Annotated in this window: 15 protein-coding genes; 3 read left to right on the forward strand and 12 right to left on the reverse strand. The window is 72.1% G+C overall.

Features of this window, described 5'->3' with window-relative positions; translation table 11 throughout:
* Positions 1-74 precede the first annotated feature (74 nt).
* Positions 75-2,567, forward strand: a complete 2,493-nt coding sequence (locus BDZ31_RS16260; RefSeq protein WP_183343386.1) for a transglycosylase domain-containing protein — start codon at positions 75-77, stop codon at positions 2,565-2,567.
* A 338-nt stretch (positions 2,568-2,905) separates the two neighbouring features.
* Here BDZ31_RS16260 and BDZ31_RS16265 read toward each other — a convergent pair whose 3' ends face one another.
* From BDZ31_RS16265 to BDZ31_RS16320, 12 genes are all read right to left on the reverse strand, one after another.
* Positions 2,906-3,553 carry a DNA-3-methyladenine glycosylase gene (locus tag BDZ31_RS16265; RefSeq protein ID WP_183343387.1) on the reverse strand — a complete coding sequence of 216 codons (648 nt, stop codon included), beginning with the start codon at positions 3,551-3,553 and terminating at the stop codon, positions 2,906-2,908.
* A gap of 107 nt (positions 3,554-3,660) precedes the next feature.
* Positions 3,661-5,019 carry an argininosuccinate lyase gene (gene argH, locus BDZ31_RS16270; protein WP_183343388.1) on the reverse strand — a complete coding sequence of 453 codons (1,359 nt, stop codon included), beginning with the start codon at positions 5,017-5,019 and terminating at the stop codon, positions 3,661-3,663.
* Between the two features lie 11 nt (positions 5,020-5,030).
* On the reverse strand, positions 5,031-6,152 hold the full coding sequence (locus BDZ31_RS16275) for an aminotransferase class I/II-fold pyridoxal phosphate-dependent enzyme (protein ID WP_183343389.1): 1,122 nt from the start codon (positions 6,150-6,152) through the stop codon (positions 5,031-5,033).
* Positions 6,149-7,768, reverse strand: coding sequence for a citramalate synthase (gene cimA / locus BDZ31_RS16280; protein ID WP_183343390.1), 1,620 nt, complete (start codon positions 7,766-7,768; stop codon positions 6,149-6,151). The genes BDZ31_RS16275 and cimA overlap by 4 nt, the downstream gene beginning before the upstream one ends.
* Before the next feature lie 140 nt (positions 7,769-7,908).
* Positions 7,909-8,844, reverse strand: coding sequence for a branched-chain amino acid transaminase (locus BDZ31_RS16285; protein WP_183343391.1), 936 nt, complete (start codon positions 8,842-8,844; stop codon positions 7,909-7,911).
* Positions 8,845-8,853: 9 nt separating this feature from the next.
* Positions 8,854-9,879, reverse strand: a complete 1,026-nt coding sequence (gene leuB, locus BDZ31_RS16290; RefSeq protein WP_183343392.1) for a 3-isopropylmalate dehydrogenase — start codon at positions 9,877-9,879, stop codon at positions 8,854-8,856.
* Positions 9,880-9,892: 13 nt separating this feature from the next.
* Positions 9,893-10,453 (reverse strand): 3-isopropylmalate dehydratase small subunit, encoded by a 561-nt coding sequence (leuD, locus tag BDZ31_RS16295; protein WP_183343393.1) that lies wholly within the window; start codon positions 10,451-10,453, stop codon positions 9,893-9,895.
* 3 nt (positions 10,454-10,456) lie between these two features.
* Complete coding sequence (leuC, locus tag BDZ31_RS16300; protein ID WP_183343394.1) at positions 10,457-11,827, reverse strand: 3-isopropylmalate dehydratase large subunit; 1,371 nt, start codon at positions 11,825-11,827, stop codon at positions 10,457-10,459.
* A 38-nt stretch (positions 11,828-11,865) separates the two neighbouring features.
* Positions 11,866-12,456, reverse strand: a complete 591-nt coding sequence (locus BDZ31_RS16305) for a helix-turn-helix domain-containing protein (protein WP_183343395.1) — start codon at positions 12,454-12,456, stop codon at positions 11,866-11,868.
* Between the two features lie 155 nt (positions 12,457-12,611).
* Positions 12,612-12,968: a cupredoxin domain-containing protein gene (locus BDZ31_RS16310; RefSeq protein ID WP_183343396.1), complete on the reverse strand. Its 357-nt coding sequence runs from the start codon at positions 12,966-12,968 to the stop codon at positions 12,612-12,614.
* Positions 12,969-12,977: 9 nt separating this feature from the next.
* Positions 12,978-14,342 carry a right-handed parallel beta-helix repeat-containing protein gene (locus tag BDZ31_RS16315; RefSeq protein WP_183343397.1) on the reverse strand — a complete coding sequence of 455 codons (1,365 nt, stop codon included), beginning with the start codon at positions 14,340-14,342 and terminating at the stop codon, positions 12,978-12,980.
* 32 nt (positions 14,343-14,374) lie between these two features.
* The gene (locus tag BDZ31_RS16320; RefSeq protein ID WP_183343398.1) at positions 14,375-15,451 is read right to left on the reverse strand and encodes a multicopper oxidase domain-containing protein; all 1,077 of its coding nucleotides are present in this window, start codon (positions 15,449-15,451) and stop codon (positions 14,375-14,377) included.
* 303 nt (positions 15,452-15,754) lie between these two features.
* On the opposite strand from BDZ31_RS16320, the gene BDZ31_RS16325 reads away from it, so the two are divergent.
* Both BDZ31_RS16325 and BDZ31_RS16330 read left to right on the forward strand, forming a co-directional pair.
* The gene (locus BDZ31_RS16325; RefSeq protein ID WP_183343399.1) at positions 15,755-16,468 is read left to right on the forward strand and encodes a TetR/AcrR family transcriptional regulator; all 714 of its coding nucleotides are present in this window, start codon (positions 15,755-15,757) and stop codon (positions 16,466-16,468) included.
* Positions 16,465-17,568 carry a patatin-like phospholipase family protein gene (locus tag BDZ31_RS16330; protein ID WP_183343400.1) on the forward strand — a complete coding sequence of 368 codons (1,104 nt, stop codon included), beginning with the start codon at positions 16,465-16,467 and terminating at the stop codon, positions 17,566-17,568. Before BDZ31_RS16325 ends, BDZ31_RS16330 begins: the two co-directional genes overlap by 4 nt.
* The last annotated feature ends 19 nt before the right edge of the window (positions 17,569-17,587 follow it).

Genomic DNA, 17,587 nt, shown 5'->3' on the forward strand with positions numbered 1-17,587 from the left:
GCCTCGTCGCCATGGCCCGCCAAACCGGTGAGACGGCTCCGGCGGACACGGGGCCTCAGTCACCGGACGAAGGTATGAGCTTCGATGGGAACACACCCGCGCCGGGCCGTCGCCGCTTCAGGCTGACCGTTCCGCGTCGTCGCCGGCGCGAGGGAACGAAGCCGAAGATCAAGAAGCTCCGGCTGTTCTCGATCCTCGCCGGGCTCTCGCTGCTCGCGATGGTTTCGACCGTCTTCGGGATGATGATGGCGGTCGCCTCCGACCTGCCCGACCTCGAGAACGAGCAGCAGTACAAGGCGAACAACAAGAACAACTCGGTTCTGCTCGACTACCGCGGCCGCAAGCTCGGGATCATGCAGAACAACCAGAACGTCGTCCTCGTCAGCGACAACCAGATCGCGCCCGCGATGAAGCACGCGATCATCGCGATCGAGGACAAGCGCTTCTACCAGAACAGCGGCTTCGACGTGAAGGGCATCGCGCGCGCCGTCTGGGCCGACGTCACGAGAGGCGGCGCGGTCCAGGGCGCCTCGACGATCACGCAGCAGTTCGTCAAGAACGCGCTCGAGGCGCAGAACAGACGAACGCTGTTCCAGAAGCTCCGCGAGGCGGCGCTGGCGTACCACCTCACGCGCAAGTGGAGCAAGGAGAAGATCCTCACCGAGTATCTGAACCAGATCTACTTCGGCAACGGCGCCCACGGGATCGAGTCGGCCGCCCGCGTCTACTACGGCAAGCGCCACGGCTACGGCGAGGCCGGCGGGTGCGGCTCGACGAGAGCGAACATGTGCGCCTCGCAGCTGACCCCGCCCGAGGCGGCGATGATCGCCGCGGTCGTCGCCTCGCCGAGCATGTACGACCCGGTCAACAACCCGGACAACGCGCAGGCGCGGCGCGACCTCGTGCTCCGCTACATGCGCGACCAGGGGTACCTCACGCCCGCCGAGTACGAGGAGGGGCGCGAGGACCCGCTGCCGACGCAGGACGACCTGACGCCGCCGCAGGAGCCGACGGCGGCGCCGTACTTCACCAGCTGGGTCCGCCAGCAGGTCGTCGACCACTTCGACCCGTTCAGAGCGTTCAGCGGCGGGCTCGAGATCACGACCACGCTCGACCTCGACCTGCAGAGAGCGGCCGAGGACTCGATCCGCCAGCTGCTGCCGCCCGGCTCGGGCCTGCCCTCGGCGTCGCTCGTCGCGATCGACAACAAGACCGGCGAGGTCCGCGCGATGGTCGGCGGCGAGGACTACACGACCCGCCCGTTCAACCTCGCGACGCAGGGCCAGCGCCAGCCGGGCTCGACCTTCAAGCCGTTCACGCTCGTGGCGGCGCTCGAGAGCGGGATCTCGCCGGACAACGTCTACTCCTCTGCGCCGAAGGAGTTCCCCGTCCCGGGGACCGGCGGCAAGGAGGCGTTCGTCGTCAGAAACTACGGCGACTCGTACTCCGGCTCGTCGTCGCTGCGCAACGCGACGACCAACTCCGACAACGCCGTCTACGCCGAGGTCGGCATCCAGGTCGGGACGAAGAAGATCGCGCGCGTGGCGAGGAAGATGGGGATCCGCACACCGATCTCGACCAACCTCGCGATGACGCTCGGCGGCCTGAGAGAGGGTGTCACGCCGCTCGACATGGCCCACGCCTACCAGACCTTCGCGACCGGCGGGAAGCGCGTCTGGAACGACAAGCTCGGCGCGCCCAGACGCGGCCCGATCGGCATCCACATGGTCAGAGACGCCGACGGCAAGGTGATCGCCGACAACCGCAAGTCGCTCCAGGCCAAGCAGGTGATCTCGCCGGCCGCCGCGCAGACCTCCTCGGAGATCCTCCAGACGGTCGTCTCCTACGGCACCGGCACGAACGCGCAGATCGACGGCTTCGCGGCCGGCAAGACTGGCACGACAGAGAACTACGGCGACGCCTGGTTCGTCGGCTGGAACGAGCAGTTCACCGTCGCGGTCTGGGTCGGCTATCCCGACAGACTGGTCCCGATGCTGACGCAGTACGCCGGGGAGCCGGTCGCCGGCGGCACCTACCCGGCCCAGCTGTGGCACAACTTCATGGTCTCCGCGCAGGCGATCCTCGACCAGCGCAAGGCCGAGGCCCTGGCGCTGAAGGGCGACGACGGGGACGACGGCGAGGAGAGCGACGAGACCTCGACGACCGAGGCGCCGGAGCTCTACACCGCGCCCGCGCCCTCCGGCGACGGCGGCTACAGCGAGGGGACCAGCGGCGGCGGCACGGCCGCGGGCACCGACGGCGCGACGGGCGGGACGACCGGCGGAACCGGCGGCACCACCGGCGGGACCGGCGGCGGGGGCACGACCGGCGGCGACACCGGCGCGCCGGCCGGCGGCGGCGGGACGACGGGCGGCGACACCGGGGCCCCGGCCGGCGGCGGCGGCGGCACGACCGGCGGCGACACCGGCGCGGGCGCCGGCGGAGACACCGGTGGCGGCGGCACCACCGGCGGCGACACCGGCGCGCCGGCCGGCGGCGGCGGCACCACCGGCGGGGGCACCGGCGGCGCCGCCACGGGCGGCGGCGCGGCGGCGCCGACGCCGTAGCGACGGTTCTCCGCGGCCGCGGGCAGCGCGGCGCGGGCGGTGCTGGCGGGCAGCGCGGGGTGGGCGGCGGCAGTCGCACGCAGATGGCGCGGCGTGCGGTCGCCGGGCGCTGGCCGCCGCCCGCGAGCGACGGGCCGGCGTGCGGGTCGCTCAGCGCCGGCCGCGCGAGCGCGGCGACGGGCCGGCGTGCGGGTCGCTCAGCGCCGGCCGCGCGAGCGCCGCAACGGGCCGGCGTGCCGGTCGCTCAGCGCCGGCCGCGCGGGCGCGGGGACGGGCCGGCGTGCGGGTCGCTCAGCGCTGGCGGCGCAAGCACGGCGACGGGCCGGCGTGCCGGTCGTTCAGCGCTGGCGGCGGCCGCGCGGGCGCGGGGACGGGGCGGTGCGGCGGTCGTTCAGGCCCGGCGGCCAGGGCTTCGAGACGCTGCGGCTGCCGCGGGCGCAGAAGCGCCAGGGCAGCTCGGCGGCCTTCGTGATGCCGATCCGCGTCGAGGCGAGCAGCTCGACGCCCTCCCATGCGGGCGGTCGCGGCGCGATCGCGATCGGGCCGTCGACGAGATCGCTCTCGTTCAGCTCCAGCTCGACGCCGAGCGCCTGCGTCAGCTTGCCCGGCCCCGAGCAGAGATCCTCCGGGCGTGTCAGGCGGCGGCGATCGCGCATCAGCTCGACGCCCGCCAGCGGCTCGAGCGCGCGGATCAGCACGGCGGCCCCGACGCCCTCGTGCTCGCAGACCGCGTTGAGCAGCGCGTGGATGCCGTAGGAGCGGTAGACGTACGCGTGGCCCGGCGGGCCGAACAGCACGCGGGTGCGGGGCGTGAGCCCGACGTAGGCGTGGCAGGCCGGCTCGGAGTCGTGGTAGGCCTCGGTCTCGACGATCACGCCGGAGGTCTCGCCGTGGGTCACGACGCAGCCGACGAGGTCCCGCGCGACCTCGACGACCGGGCGGTCGTAGAAGGAGCGGGGCAGCGGCTCGGTGGCGACGGGTTCCATTGGGGCGCGGTTGCGAGCGGTCGGGCAGAGCGGCGCGGTGAGCGAGCGGTCGGGGCGGGACGGCTGGACAGCGGGGCCGCGGCGGGCGCCGCGGCCGCGGCGAGGCGTCAGGCCAGCAGGGCGCGGGCGCGGTCGAGCTGCTCGCGCACGCGGCGCTGGCTGGTGCCGCCCTCGGAGTCCTTCGACTCCAGCCAGCGGTCGCCGCCGAGCACCGCGTAGTACTCCTCGTCGAGCAGCGGCGACTGCGCGCGGATCTCCTCCAGCGTCAGCTGCGTCAGCGTGCGGCCGCTGTCGACCGCCTGCTTGACGAGGCCGGCGACGACCCCGTGGCACTCGCGGAACGGCAGCCCGCGGCGGACCAGCAGGTCGGCGACGTCGGTCGCGGCCGGGAACTCGTCGGAGGCCGCCTCGGCCATCCGCTCGCGGTCGAATCTGATCCCCTCGATCATGCCCGTCGCGGCGGCGAGGCAGAGCTCGAGCGTGTCGACCGCGTCGAAGAGATGCTCCTTGTCCTCCTGCATGTCCTTGTTGTAGGTCAGCGGGAGCGCGTGCATCACGCCCTGGAGCGCGACGAAGTGGCCGGCGATCCGCGGCGCCTTCGCGCGCAGCAGCTCGGCCGCGTCGGGGTTCTTCTTCTGCGGCATGATCGACGAGCCCGACGCCCACGCGTCGGAGACCTCGGCGAAGGCGAACTCGGAGCTCGACCACAGCACGATCTCGGCGCCGAGACGCGACAGGTGCGTGCCGCAGGTCGCCGCGGCGGCGAGGTAGTCGAGCACGAAGTCGCGGTTGGAGACGGCGTCGATCGAGTTCTCCGCGACGCCGGCGAAGCCGAGCTCGCGGGCGACCAGCTGCCGGTCGGTGTCGAAGTTGACCCCGGCCAGCGCGCCGGCGCCGAGCGGCAGTCTCGCCGTCGCCCGCTCGACCGCGGCGAACTTCTCCAGGTCGCGCGCCAGCATCCAGACGTATGCGAGCAGGTGGTGGCTGAGATAGACCGGCTGCGCCCGCTGGAGATGGGTGTAGCCCGGCATCTTCCAGTCGAGGTGGCGCTCTGCGGCGTCGACGAGGGCCCCCATCAGCGCCTTGATCGCCGTCTGCGCCGCCTGCGCGTGGGCGCGCGTGAACAGCGCCATGTCGGTGGCGACCTGGTCGTTGCGCGAGCGGGCGGTGTGCAGCTTGCCGCCGACGCTGCCGGCGAGCTGCGTGATCCGCCGCTCGATCGCCATGTGGATGTCCTCGTCGTCGGGCTCGAACGGGAAGCTCCCCTCCCGCAGCTCGCCTTCGACGGCGTCGAGCGCGCGCAGCAGCGCGTCGCGGTCGTCCTCGCCGATGATCCCCTGCGCCGCGAGCATCTTCGCGTGGGCGCGCGACAGGTCGACGTCGTAGGGCCCGAGGCGCCAGTCGAAGCCGATCGACGCGTTGAGCTGCTGGAAGACGGGGTGCTGAGGCTCGGAGAAGCGGGACATGGCCGGCGAGTCTACGCGCCCAGCACGGCGCGCAGCTCGCGGACGACGCGCGCGACCTGGCCCTCGGTCATCGCCGGGAAGAACGGCAGCGCGATCGAGCGGGCGGCGACGTCCTCGCAGATCGGGAACTGGCCCTCGCGGAAGCCGAACCGCTCGCGGTAGAAGCTCATCAGGTGGATCGCCGGCAGGTACGGCTTGCTCTGGATCCCCCTCGCCGCCAGCGCGCGGATCGTCGCGTCGCGGTCGACGCGGTGCGGCAGCTGGACGACGAAGACGAACCAGCCGCGGCGCTCACCGCCGCGGTCCTCGCACGGCAGCGTCAGGTCCTCGACGGGATCGGCCGCGAAGGCGGCGCGGTAGGCGTCGGCGACGCGGGCGCGGTCGGCGAGCATCGCGTCGAGCCGGCCAAGCTGGGCGATCCCGAGCGCGCAGGCGACGTCGGAGAGCCGGTAGTTGAAGCCGAGCCGATCGTGGTCGAGCCATCCCATGTCAGGCGCGCGGCCCTGGTTGCGCTCGGAGTCGATCCGGACCTTGTGGCGCTGGTCGCCGAGCGCGATCAGGCCGCCCTCGCCGGTCGTGATCTGCTTGTTGGCGTAGAAGCCGAAGACCGCCGGATGGCCGCGGCCGCCGACCGGGAGGCCGTCGGCGTGGAAGGCGCCGAGTGCCTCGCAGGCGTCCTCGACGATCGGCAGGCCGTGGGCCTCCAGCGCCGGGGTGTCGGCCGGGTAGCCGAAGATATGGACCGGCAGCAGCGCGCGGGTGCGCTCGGTGATCGCCGCCGCGGCGGCGTCGACGTCGAGGTTGAGCGTGACCGGGTCGATGTCGGCGAAGACCGGTGTCGCGCGCTCGTAGAGGATCGCGTTGGAGGAGGCGACGAACGACAGCGGGCTGGTCACGACCTCGTCGCCCTCCTCCACCCCGACGGCGCGCAGCGCGAGGTGGAGGCCCGCGGTGCCGGAGGAGACCGCCGCCGCGTGCTCGACGCCGAGCCGCGCGGCGAAGGCCTGCTCGAAGGCGGCGAGGCGCGGGCCGAGCGACAGCTGGCCGGAGCGCAGGACCTCGAGGACGAGCGCCTCCTCCTTGGGGCCGATGACGGGCTTGGCGAGCGGGATCGTCTCCGTCTCGACGGTCACGGGGCGGCGCTCTTCCCGGCGCCGGCGGCGCGCGCGGCTGCCGCCTGCTCCTCGCGCCCGTCCTGGACGGCGTACTCGAGCGAGTCGACCAGCGCGTACCAGGAGGCGGCGATCACGTTCTCCGAGACGCCGATCGAGCCCCACACCTCCTGGCCGTCGGAGGCGTCGAGCAGGACGCGGGTGACCGCCTCGGTCCCCTTCGTCTCGTCGAGGATGCGGACCTTGAAGTTGACGAGGCCGGTGTCGTCGAGATGCGGGTGGGTGTCGCTGAGGACGGCCCGCAGCGCGTTGTCGAGCGCGTGGACCGGGCCGTTGCCCTCGCCGGTGCGGACGTAGCGCTCGCCGTCGACCCAGATCTTGATCGTCGCCTCGGTCTCGACCTTGCCGTCGGCGCGCTGCTCGACGATCACGCGCCACGACTCGAGCGTGAACAGCGGCTCGTAGTCGCCGGCCTCCTTGCGCAGCAGCAGCTCGAAGGAGCCGTCGGCGGCCTCGAACTGGTAGCCGCGGTGCTCCAGCTCCTTGACCCGCTCGATCAGCCGGCGCGAGGCGGCGTCGTCGAGCGTGATGCCGGCCTCCTCGGCGCGCGCCTGCACCGTGCCCTTGCCGCCGAGCTCGGAGATCAGCAGCTCGCGACGGTTGCCGACCAGCGCCGGATCCATGTGCTCGAAGGTCGTCGCGTCGGCCATCACGCCCGCGACGTGCATGCCGCCCTTGTGCGCGAAGGCGTTCTTGCCGACGTACGGCGCGTCGGCGTTCGGCGTCCGGTTGAGCAGCTCGTCGAGGTAGTGAGAGGTCGCCGTCAGCGACGCCAGCTGCTCGTCGCTGATGCAGGCGTGGCCGAGCTTCAGCTGCAGGTTGGGGACGATCGAGACGAGGTTGGCGTTGCCGCAGCGCTCGCCGTAGCCGTTCATCGTCCCCTGCACGTGGGTCGCGCCGGCGCCGACCGCCGCGAGCGAGTTGGCGACGCCGACGCCGGCGTCGTCATGGCAGTGGATGCCGACCTGGACGCCGGTGCCCTCCAGATGGGCGACGACGTCGGCGACCGCGGTCGCGATCTGGCCGGGCAGGTGGGCGCCGTTGGTGTCGCACATGACGACCGTCTCGGCGCCGGCCTCGGCGGCCGTGCGCAGGCAGCGCAGCGCGTAGTCGCGGTCGGCGTGCCAGCCGTCGAAGCAGTGCTCGGCGTCGTAGACGACCCGCTTGCCCTCCGCGCGCAGGAAGGCGATCGACTCCTCGATCATCCGCAGGTTCTCGTCGCGGTCGACCTTCACGACCTTCTCCAGATGGAGGCTCCACGTCTTGCCGACGATCGTGCAGACCGGCGCGAACGAGTCGACCAGCACGCGCAGCGCCGGGTCGTCCTCGGCGCGCGCGTCGCGGCGGCGTGTCATCCCGAAGGCGGCGATCAGCGCGTGCTCGAAGCGCTCGCGCGAGAGCAGGTCGAACAGCTCCAGCTCCTTCGGGTTGGAGCTGGGGAAGCCGGCCTCGATCATGTGCACGCCGAGCGCGTCGAGTCTGTGCGCGACGCGCAGCTTCTCGGCGGCGGAGAGCGACATGCCCTCCCCCTGCATCCCGTCGCGGAGGGTCGTGTCGTACAGCTGGATCGTGGTCATCTCGTGCGTTCCATTCTCGTTCGGTGGGCGTTCGGTCGGCTGCGGCGACCGGCACGCGCGCGCACGCTGCGCGCGCTCAGCCGGCCGCGCCGGTAATTCGCCCGATGAACGAGTGGAAGGTCATGACCGCTCGGAGCAGTCTACGCGGTCTCCGCCGCGACCGGCACGATGTCGTTCCAGTGCAGGTAGCGCTCGTCGCGCGCATGGAGCGCGTCGTCGAAGATCTTCTGCAGCTTCCTCGTGACCGGGCCGGGCTCGCCGGCGCCGACGGGGCGGTCGTCTATCTCGCGGATCGGCGTCAGCTCGGCGGCCGTGCCGGTCATGAAGATCTCCTCCGCGAGGTAGAGCTCGGCGCGCGCGATGTTGCGCTCGACCAGCTCGAAGCCCTCGTCGCGGGCGATCTGCACGACCGAGCGGCGGTTGATCCCGTCGAGGATCCCGTTCGTCTCGCACGGCGTGATGATCTTGCCGTCGCGCACGAGGAAGAGGTTCTCGCCGGTCCCCTCGCAGACGAAGCCGTTGTCGTCGAGCAGGATCCCCTCCTCGTAGCCGGCCTTGTGGCTCTCGATCTTCGCCAGCACGCTGTTGAGGTACTGGCCGGAGGCCTTTGCGTGCGGGATCAGCGACTCGCCGCTGATCCGCCGCCAGCTGGAGACCTTGGCGCGCACGCCCTTCGTCTTGCCCTCGTCGCCGAGGTAGGCGCCCCACGACCAGGCGGCGATCGCCACCTCGACGGGGGCGTCGAGCGGGTTGAGGCCCATGACGCCCGTGCCGCGGAAGACGATCGGCCGGATGTAGCAGGCCGGCAGGCCGTTGCGCGCGATCAGCTCGTGCGTGGCGGCCTTGATCTGCTCGCGCGTGTACGGCACCGGCATGTAGTAGAGGTCGGCCGATCTGAACAGCCGCTCGACGTGGTCGTCGTTGCGGAAGATCGCCGTGCCCCGCTCCGTCTCATAGGCGCGGATGCCCTCGAAGACGCCGGTGCCGTAGTGCAGCGCGTGCGTGAGTACGTGGATCTTCGCGTCCTCCCAGGCGACGAGCTCCCCGTTCATCCAGATGAGGTCCGCTTGCTCCACGACTGCTCCTTACAGGTAGTTCAGCACGGCCGCGGCCGCGTCCGCCGTGTTGGCGTCTCCGCCCAGGTCGGCCGTCCGCAGGCCCTCGGCCAGCGCTCGATCGACCGCCGATTCTACCGCCGCCGCCTCGTCCTCCATCGCGAAGCCGTGACGCAGCAGCAGCGCCGCCGACAGGAACATCGCGAGCGGGTTGGCGATCCCCTTCCCGGCGATGTCGGGGGCCGAGCCGTGGACCGGCTCGAACAGGCCGGGGCCGTCGCCGCCGAGCGACGCGCTCGGCAGCAGGCCGATCGAGCCGGTCAGCATCGCCGACTCGTCGCTGAGGATGTCGCCGAACATGTTCTCGGTGACGATCACCTCGAACGCGGTCGGGTTGGAGATCAGCTGCATCGCCGCGTTGTCGACGAGCACGTGCTCCAGCTCGATGTGGCTGAACTCGTCGCGGTGGACGCGCAGGACGACTTCGCGCCAGAGGCGGGAGGACTCGAGCACGTTGGCCTTGTCGACGCTCGTCAGCTTCTTTCTGGCGGCCTTGAAGCCGGTGCGGACGATCCGCTCGATCTCCTCGACCGAGTAGATCATCGTGTCCCAGGCGACGTCGTCTCTGCGGCCGCGGTCGCCGAAGTACAAGCCGCCGGTCAGCTCGCGCACGACGAGCAGGTTGGTGCCGTCGATGATCTCGCGCTTCAGCGGGCTGGCGTCGTACAGCGCCGGCACCGGGCGGACCGGGCGCAGGTTGGCGTAGAGGCCGAGCGCCTTGCGCAGGCCGAGCAGGCCCTGCTCCGGGCGCGGCTTGGCCGGGTCGGTCGTGTCCCACTTCGGACCGCCGACGGCGGCCAGCAGGACGGCGTCGGCGCGCTGGCAGGCGGCCGTCACCTCGTCGGTGAGGGCGGTGCCGTGGGCGTCGATCGAGGCGCCGCCGAACAGATGCTCCTCGAAGGAGAAGTCGCCGAGCTTGTTCAGCAGCTCGACCGTCGGCGCGGTGATCTCCGGCCCGATGCCGTCACCGGGCAGGAGTGCGATGGTCTTCGTCATATCTGTGCCGGGCTCAGAGCGCCGTCGTGACGGGGCCGGAGCGCTCGCGCTGCTGCTCGTAGGCCGACAGCGCCTCGCCCTGCTGGAGCGTCAGCGCGATGTCGTCGAGGCCGTTCAGCAGGCGGTGCTTGGTGTCGGGATCGATCTCGAACGACGCCTTGCCGCCGTCCCAGCGGACCTCCTGCTCGGCGAGGTCGACCTGGACGGTGTCGGACGCGGAGATCGCCTCGACCGTGGCGCGGTCGAGCTGGATCGGCAGCAGGCCGATCTTCGTGCAGTTCGATCTGAAGATGTCGGCGAAGCTCTCGGCGACGATCGCCTTGAAGCCGTAGTCCTCCAGGCCCCACGGCGCGTGCTCGCGCGAGGAGCCGCAGCCGAAGTTGCGGCCGGTGACCAGCACCTGCGTTCTCGGCAGGTCCCAGCCGTCCTCCTTGGCCCAGTCGTAGAAGAGGAACTCGCCGAAGCCGGTCCGCTCGACCCGCTTCAGGAACTGCTTGGGCATGATCTGGTCGGTGTCGACGTCGTCGCGCATCAGCACGGCGGGTCTCGACGTGATCGTCTCGAACGGCTCCATTGCTCAGCTCCAGTCGCGGATGTCGACGAAACGGCCCTCGATCGCCGCGGCGGCGGCCATCTGCGGGCTGACCAGGTGCGAGCGGGCGCCGCGGCCCTGACGGCCCTCGAAGTTGCGGTTCGAGGTCGAAGCGACGCGCTCGCCGGGCGCGGCGATGTCGGGGTTCATGCCGAGGCACATCGAGCAGCCGGCGACGCGCCAGTCGAAGCCGGCCGCCTTGAAGACCTCGTCGAGGCCCTCGGCCTCCGCCTGCGCCTTCACCTCCTGCGAGCCCGGCACGACCATCGCGTTGACCGAGCTGGCGACCTTGCGGCCCTTGACGACCTCCGCCGCGGCGCGCAGGTCGCCGATCCGCGAGTTGGTGCAGGAGCCGATGAAGACGCGGTCGAGTCTGATCTCCTGGATCGGCGTGCCGGCCTCCAGGCCCATGTAGTGGAGCGCCCGCTCGTGGCCCTCGTGCTGCGGGTCGGGGACGACCGAGGCGACGTCGGTGACCATGTCGGGCGCCGTGCCCCACGTGACCTGCGGGGCGAGTGCCGCGGCGTCGACGACGATCTCGTGGTCGAAGGTCGCGCCGTCGTCGGTCTTCAGCGTCCGCCACTGGCGGACGGCCTCGTCGAACTCGGCGCCCTGCGGCGCCGCCGGGCGGCCCTCGACGAACTGGAAGGTCGTCTCGTCGGGGGCGATCATGCCTGCGCGGCCGCCGCCCTCGATCGTCATGTTGCAGATCGTCATGCGGCCCTCCATCGACAGCTTCTCGATGACGGGGCCGGCGAACTCGACGACGTGGCCGGTCGCGCCGTCGGTGCCCATCTGGCCGATGGTGCCAAGGATCAGGTCCTTGGCGGTGACGCCGAAGCCGAGGTCGCCCCTGTAGAGGATCCGCATCGACTTCGGCTTCTTCTGCACGAGCGTCTGGGTCGCGAGCACGTGCTCGACCTCGCTGGTGCCGATGCCGAAGGCGAGCGCGCCGAAGGCGCCGTGGGTGGCGGTGTGAGAGTCGCCGCAGACGATCGTCATCCCCGGCTGCGTGACGCCGAGGTTCGGGCCGATGACGTGGACGATCCCCTGGCGCTCGGAGCCGAGCGAGTAGACCGGGACGCCGAACTCGGCGCAGTTCCGCTCGAGCGTCTCGACCTGGACGCGCGACAGCTCGTCCTTGATCAGCCGCGCGACCGGCGTGCCGTCCGTCGGCGTGTTGTGGTCGGCGGTCGCGAGCGTGCGGTCCGGGCGGCGCACGCTGCGGCCGGCCATGCGGAGCCCGTCGAACGCCTGCGGGCTGGTGACCTCGTGCACGAGGTGGAGGTCGACGTAGATCAGGCCGGGAGCCACCTCGTGGGCGGCCCAGATCTTGTCGAACAGCGTCGTTGGCATCGGTGCGGGGCTCCTTCTGCGGGGCGGGGGCGGCGGGGCTAGCTGCGGCGAAGGCCGGCGGAGACGATCGCCAGCAGCGACGCCTCCTCCGGTCCGGGGTTCTCGAAGTGGTGGGGCAGGTCGGCGTCGAACGTGACGGTGTCGCCGGCCTCCAGCGCGTAGACGGCGCCGTCGCAGTGGAGGACGACCCGTCCGCTCTGCACGAACGCGGTCTCGCGGCTGCCCGGCTCGTGCACCGGCGGGTCGCCGGGGCCGCCGGTCGCGGCGCCGCCGTCGAGCACGTGGCGCGACAGCTCGGCACGCTGACCGGGCAGCGGCGGGGTCAGCACCTCGTAGCGGTGGCCTCTGACGCTGGTCGGGCCTCTGCGGCGCTCGTCGGCGCGCACGATCGTGACGGCGCCGTCCTCGTCGAGGCGCAGCAGCTGCGAGAGCCGCAGGTCGAGGCCGTTGGCGATGCGGGCCGCGACCTGGAGGGTCGGGCTCGTCTCGCCGCGCTCGACCTGCGACAGCATCGGGGCGCTGACGCCGGAGCGCTCGGCGAGGTCGCGCAGCGACAGATCCATCGCCTCGCGCAGGGCGCGGACGCGCGATCCGATCGCGACGACTGAGTTGGCGTCGACGGCGGCCATGGTCGGCTGTACGTTATCACGTACGCGCGTCTCGACCGTGGCCGTCGCGTGGGCCGCGGGCGGGCGGGCCGCCCCGGCGCTGGGATGCCGGGGCGACGGCGGGAGGTCGGGGCGCCGCCCGTGCCCGGCGGCGCCCCTGCTCCTCCCCCGAAGCGCTACTTCACGACGATCGTCTGGCGCATGTTGGCGTGGTAGGTGCAGAGCAGCCGGTAGGTGCCCTTCACCTTCAACGTCCGCGACCACGAGATGCTGGCCGTGTAGACGGGCGAGGTGAACTTCTTCACGCCCTTGGGCCCCTTCGCGAGCTTCACGTCGTGCGGGGCGCTGTTGGCCTTGCTCCACTTCCAGACGATCTTCGTCCCCGGTCTGACGGTCATCTTCGCCGGGGTGAAGGCGTAGTCGATCACGCCGACCGTCTTGCTGCGGGGCTTCTTCTTGGCGCCCTGCGCCGGCGCCACCGCGAGCGCGGCGAGCGCCACGGCGGCGAGCAGGACGATCAGGCGGCGGGACATCGCGGCTCCTTACTTCGACTTTCTGCCGGTGTAGTAGACGAGCGGTCTGATCCCCTCGTACGGCGGATGGTCATGACGGACCCAGGCCGCCTCGTGGGTCGAGTCGGTCAGCCATCTCGTCGCGGTCGAGAAGGCCTCGCCGCTGATCGGGATGCCGCCCGTGAACGGGCAGGGCTTGATCGTCGCGCCGTCGGAGGGCAGCGTCCGCTGGACGCCGACGTTGTCGGCGAAGCAGACGTCGCGGCTCTCGCCCTTGATCGTCGTGCCCGGGTAGAACAGGTCGTAGTTGTTGAGGTCGGTGCCGTCGCGGCCGAAGACGTTGCCGCGCACCTCGACGCCGCGGATCGCCGCCTGGTCGTCGTCTCTCAGCTCTATCGCGTCGACCAGCCCGACCCCGACGAGGAAGTGGCCGAAGACGCGGTTGCTCTCGATCTTCGTGTTCTGGCTGCCGTACAGCAGGATGCCGCTGCCGACCGGGTACGCCAGGCCCTTCGCGCCCTGCCGGACCTCGAACGGCGCGCCTCTGAAGTAGTTGAAGTTGTTCCAGAAGACGTCGTTGTCGGCGATGACGTTCTGCTCCGGCGGCGGCCACTTCTCGGAGTCGAGCGCGTTCGGGACGATGCCGAGGCCGTTGTTGTACCAGCGGCTTCTCGTGATCGTGGTGTAGCGCATGTTCGTGCCCGAGAAGCCGAGCTGGTTGCCCCACGAGCGGACGTTCTTGACGATCGAGCGGATCGGCTTGGACTGCTTCGGCGTCTGGCCGATGTAGAAGCCGGAGTCGTTGTTGTAGAACGCCTCCGAGTTGGAGATCTCGCCGCCCTTGGAGTTGAAGGCGTAGACGCCGTAGGTGCCGCCCCAGCCGGCCACGAGGTTGGTCAGCTTGTAGCCGGTGACGTTGATCGCGAAGAAGCCGTTGCCGAGGTAGTTGCGAGCGTAGAAGCCGTTGATCGTGACCTCGTGGGCGCCGTTGACGATCACGCCGTTCTGGCGCTTGGCCTTGCTGAGGCCGGCGAGGTCGATCACCGTTCTGCGCGGGTTCTTCGGCGAGCCGATCAGCTTGATCCGCGGATGTCTGGCGTCGATCGTGACGCTCTCCCGGTAGACGCCCGGCGGCACGCGCACCGTGTCGCCCGGGCGCGTCTTGTCGACCGCCGCCTGGATCGTCGGCGAGCAGTTCGGCTTCTTCTTGCCCCGCTTCTTCTTCAGCTGCTTGGCCTGCGCCTTGGTGCAGACCTTGAACGTCACCGTCTTGCCGCCCGGGCGCGGTCTGACCTTGCCGGGGTCGGACGGGCCCGGATAGCTCTGCGCCACGGCGGCCGCCGGGACGGTGAGCGCGATCGCCAGTGCCGCGATCGTGGCTCGCGTGAGCCGCATGCACCTCTCCTCTCGTGTCGCGCGCCCGGATCTCATGCCGGGTCGACGATGTACCAGCCCGCCATCCCGGCGTCCTGGTGAGACATGACATGGCAGTGGTACATCCAGCGGCCGGGGTTGTCCTCGACGAACCGCGCCGTGATCGTCTCGAACGGCCCGACGGTCGGCGTGTCGGTGTTGAGCTGCCCGCCGTTGTCCTTCCAGCGGTGGCCGTGGATGTGGAACGTGTGGAAGTCGTTGTTGCCGCCGATCACGTGGAAGGCGACGTCCTGCCCGACCTTCGCGCGGAACGTCGGCGTGTTGCCGGCGTAGGCGTAGCCGTTGATGCAGTGGAGCACCCGGTTGAGGCCGGTCACCTCCGGGCCGAGCGAGTGGAACCAGACGATCTCCTCGACGTCGGGCGCCTTCGCCCCCTTCTCGCGGATGACGATCGCGCCGAAGAGGCCGCGGAAGGTGTTGAGCGTGTGGTTGGGCCCGTGGTCGTGGTAGGGCCAGACGCCGACCGAGTCGGGCGGGCACTCCCACGTGTACGTGAACTCCTCCCCCGGCGCGATGAAGCCGCCGACGCGGGTGAACGGCCCGAAGTAGGAGCCGTCGTAGTCGGGCGTGTAGCGCACGCCGTGCGGGTGCATCGTGATCGCCTGGTTGAAGTGCCTGTCGGCGTTGCGGAGGTGGACGACGATCGTGTCGCCGACCTCGGCGTGCAGCGTCGGCCCGGGCATCGTCGCCGGCGCGAGCGCCCGCACGAAGCCGGGGCTGAACAGCTGGTAGGTGAACGCGCGGAACTGGCGCTTTCTCTTCTTCGCCGGGATCGGCGCGTTCATCCACTCGTCGCGGCCGCTCGGCGCCCAGTCCCACATCGTCGAGCGGGCCTGGACCCAGTACTCGCGCACCTGGCCGCCCGGCTGCGGGTCCGGCGTCGGGAATCTGTCGCGGTCGCGCGGGTCGAGCGCGATCCGTCTCGGGCGTCTCACCTTCGACGCCGCCTTGTCGGCGGCCGCGACGGCCTTGCGCGTCTGCTTCGGGTCGCTGCCGATGTTGCCGGTCGCCGCGAGCGTGCAGTAGAGGGCGCCGGCGCCGCCGAGCGCGAAGAAGCCGCGTCGGTCCATGCCTCCGAAGCTCGGCGCCGGTGCGGGGTCGCCGAACGGCTCGCCGGGCAGGGGCGGTCGCGGCTCGTCGGGCGTCTGCGGCGCGATCGGGGCCTCGCGGGACGACTGCGTCCCGCGCTGTCGCGGTTCCTTCGTCACCTTCGTCCTCCAACTCCGTGCGACCGGAAGGCCGCACGAACGTGCCGTTTCTCCTCCGACGCCGCACGCGATGTGCGGGATCGCACACGGCTTGGCGCATGCTACGGCAGAAGCTGGACAAAAGTCCAGCCTTTGTCACCATGCGGTCTCTAGGATTCTGGCGAGATGGCTTCCGTGACGAAGGTGCGCCGGGCACGCGGCGAGCGCCGCCGGCGCGAGCTGCTCGAGGCGGCGCTCGACGTGATCGACCAGCGCGGCGTGCAGGCGACGACCCACCGCGCCGTCGCCGAGGCAGCCGGCGTCCCGCTCGCGACGACGACCTACTACTTCGAGTCGATCGACCATCTGCTCGAAGAGGCGCTGATGCTGTTCGTCACCGAGGAGGCGGCGCGATTGCGCGCGCTCGCCGAGCGGCTGCGCGGCACGACCGCCTCGCCGGCCGAGATCGCCGCCGACTTCGCGCGTGAGCTGGCCGAGGGATCGCCGTGGGAGCGGCCGCTGAAGCGGGTCCAGTTCGAGCTCTACCTGGAGGCGTCGCGACGGCCGCGCCTGCGCGAGGCCGCCCAGCAGTGCGTGGCGACCTACGTCGAGCTGACGGAGGTCGCGCTGACCGCCGCCGGCTCGCCACGGGCTGCCGAGGGGGCGCGCCTGTTCGTCGCGCTCGCCGACGGGCTCGGCCTGCACGGCAGCTTCGCGCCGTCCGACCGGCCCCACACCCCCGCCGACCTGAGCGCGGCGCTGACCGAGCTGTTCATCCCCTTCGCGATGGGCGCCGACGAGCGCGCCGCGTGGGCGGAGCGACTCGCCGAGCCGCGGGGTGGCGCGGCGGTGGCGGGCGGCGCGCCGGCCGCCGATCAGACGCACGGGCGGGGGCGGTGAACGACGGGCCCGACGTGCTCGTGCTCGGTGCCGGAGGCGCGCTCGGCGAGCGGTGGATGCACGGCGTGCTCGCCGGGCTCGCGCACGGGGCCGGCATCGACTTCCGGCGTTGCGAGCACCTCGTCGGCACCTCTGCCGGCGCGATCGTCGCCGCGTCGCTGCTCGCCGGCCGCGCGCCGGAGCGGCCGGAGGCCGGCACGGCGCCGGCGCTGCCGACGGCGGCGGGCGACAAGATGACGGGCGGCGGTCCGTCCGCGGGCGACGCTGTCGACGCGGGCGCGACCGGCGCCGGCGCGGCGTCGACGGGCGCGGCGGGCGGCGGCGGCGAAGCGGCCGGCGAGGGCGACGCGGAGGCGGGCGGCAGCGAAGCGGCCGGCGAGGGTGGCACGGAGGCGGGCGGCGGGCGGCGGGGGCTGCCGGCGCGGGCGCGCGGGGTGCTCGGCGTCGTCCCTCGCGGCGCGGCGAGGGTCGCGCGCGCCGCCGGGACGCCGCTGGCGCCGTACGCGCTGGCGGCGACGCGGCCGCCCGGGGCGCTGCTGCGCGCGAACGTGCTCGGGAGGATCGAGCGGCCGGGCGCGACGCTCGACGAGCTGGGCCGGCGGATCGCACGCGACAAGCTGCGCTTCGACGGCCGGCTGCGCGTCGTCTGCGTCGAGCGCGAGAGCGGCCGGCGGGTCGTCTTCGGCTCGCCGGGCGCTCCATCCGCGACCGTCGCCGAGGCGGTCCAGGCGTCGTGCGCGGTCCCGTGGCTCTACCGGCCGGTGCGGATCGGCGACCGCGAGTACGTCGACGGCGGGCTGTGGAGCCCGACCAGCATCGACGTCGCGCCGGCAGGCCGCGAGACACGGGTGCTGTGCCTCAACCCGACGGGCAGCGCCGCCGGCGACGCCGCGCCGCATGGCGTCATCCGCGCCACCTCCCGCTCGGCCGCCGCGCTCGAGGCGCTGACGCTGCGCCGCCGCGGCGCCGAGGTGACGATCGTCGCGCCCGACCGCCCGGCCGCCGCCGTCCTCGCCGCACCGCCCGGCGACGACGACCACGCCGCCCACGCGTTCGCCGCCGGCTTCCGCCAGGGCCTCGCGCTCGCGTCCGCGAGCTGACGCCAGGCGCCGGCGACCG

The sequence above is a fragment of the Conexibacter arvalis genome, assembly GCF_014199525.1.
GTDB classification, from domain to species: domain Bacteria; phylum Actinomycetota; class Thermoleophilia; order Solirubrobacterales; family Solirubrobacteraceae; genus Conexibacter; species Conexibacter arvalis.

What these genes read in the sequence shown, in the direction of transcription:
- BDZ31_RS16260 (WP_183343386.1), top strand. Translation starts at nt 75, where the DNA reads ATGAGCTTCGATGGGAACACACCCGCGCCGGGCCGTCGCCGCTTCAGG.
- BDZ31_RS16265 (WP_183343387.1), bottom strand. Translation starts at nt 3,553, where the DNA reads ATGGAACCCGTCGCCACCGAGCCGCTGCCCCGCTCCTTCTACGACCGC.
- argH (WP_183343388.1), bottom strand. Translation starts at nt 5,019, where the DNA reads ATGTCCCGCTTCTCCGAGCCTCAGCACCCCGTCTTCCAGCAGCTCAAC.
- cimA (WP_183343390.1), bottom strand. Translation starts at nt 7,768, where the DNA reads ATGACCACGATCCAGCTGTACGACACGACCCTCCGCGACGGGATGCAG.
- leuB (WP_183343392.1), bottom strand. Translation starts at nt 9,879, where the DNA reads ATGACGAAGACCATCGCACTCCTGCCCGGTGACGGCATCGGGCCGGAG.
- leuD (WP_183343393.1), bottom strand. Translation starts at nt 10,453, where the DNA reads ATGGAGCCGTTCGAGACGATCACGTCGAGACCCGCCGTGCTGATGCGC.
- leuC (WP_183343394.1), bottom strand. Translation starts at nt 11,827, where the DNA reads ATGCCAACGACGCTGTTCGACAAGATCTGGGCCGCCCACGAGGTGGCT.
- BDZ31_RS16305 (WP_183343395.1), bottom strand. Translation starts at nt 12,456, where the DNA reads ATGGCCGCCGTCGACGCCAACTCAGTCGTCGCGATCGGATCGCGCGTC.
- BDZ31_RS16310 (WP_183343396.1), bottom strand. Translation starts at nt 12,968, where the DNA reads ATGTCCCGCCGCCTGATCGTCCTGCTCGCCGCCGTGGCGCTCGCCGCG.
- BDZ31_RS16315 (WP_183343397.1), bottom strand. Translation starts at nt 14,342, where the DNA reads ATGCGGCTCACGCGAGCCACGATCGCGGCACTGGCGATCGCGCTCACC.
- BDZ31_RS16320 (WP_183343398.1), bottom strand. Translation starts at nt 15,451, where the DNA reads ATGGACCGACGCGGCTTCTTCGCGCTCGGCGGCGCCGGCGCCCTCTAC.
- BDZ31_RS16325 (WP_183343399.1), top strand. Translation starts at nt 15,755, where the DNA reads ATGGCTTCCGTGACGAAGGTGCGCCGGGCACGCGGCGAGCGCCGCCGG.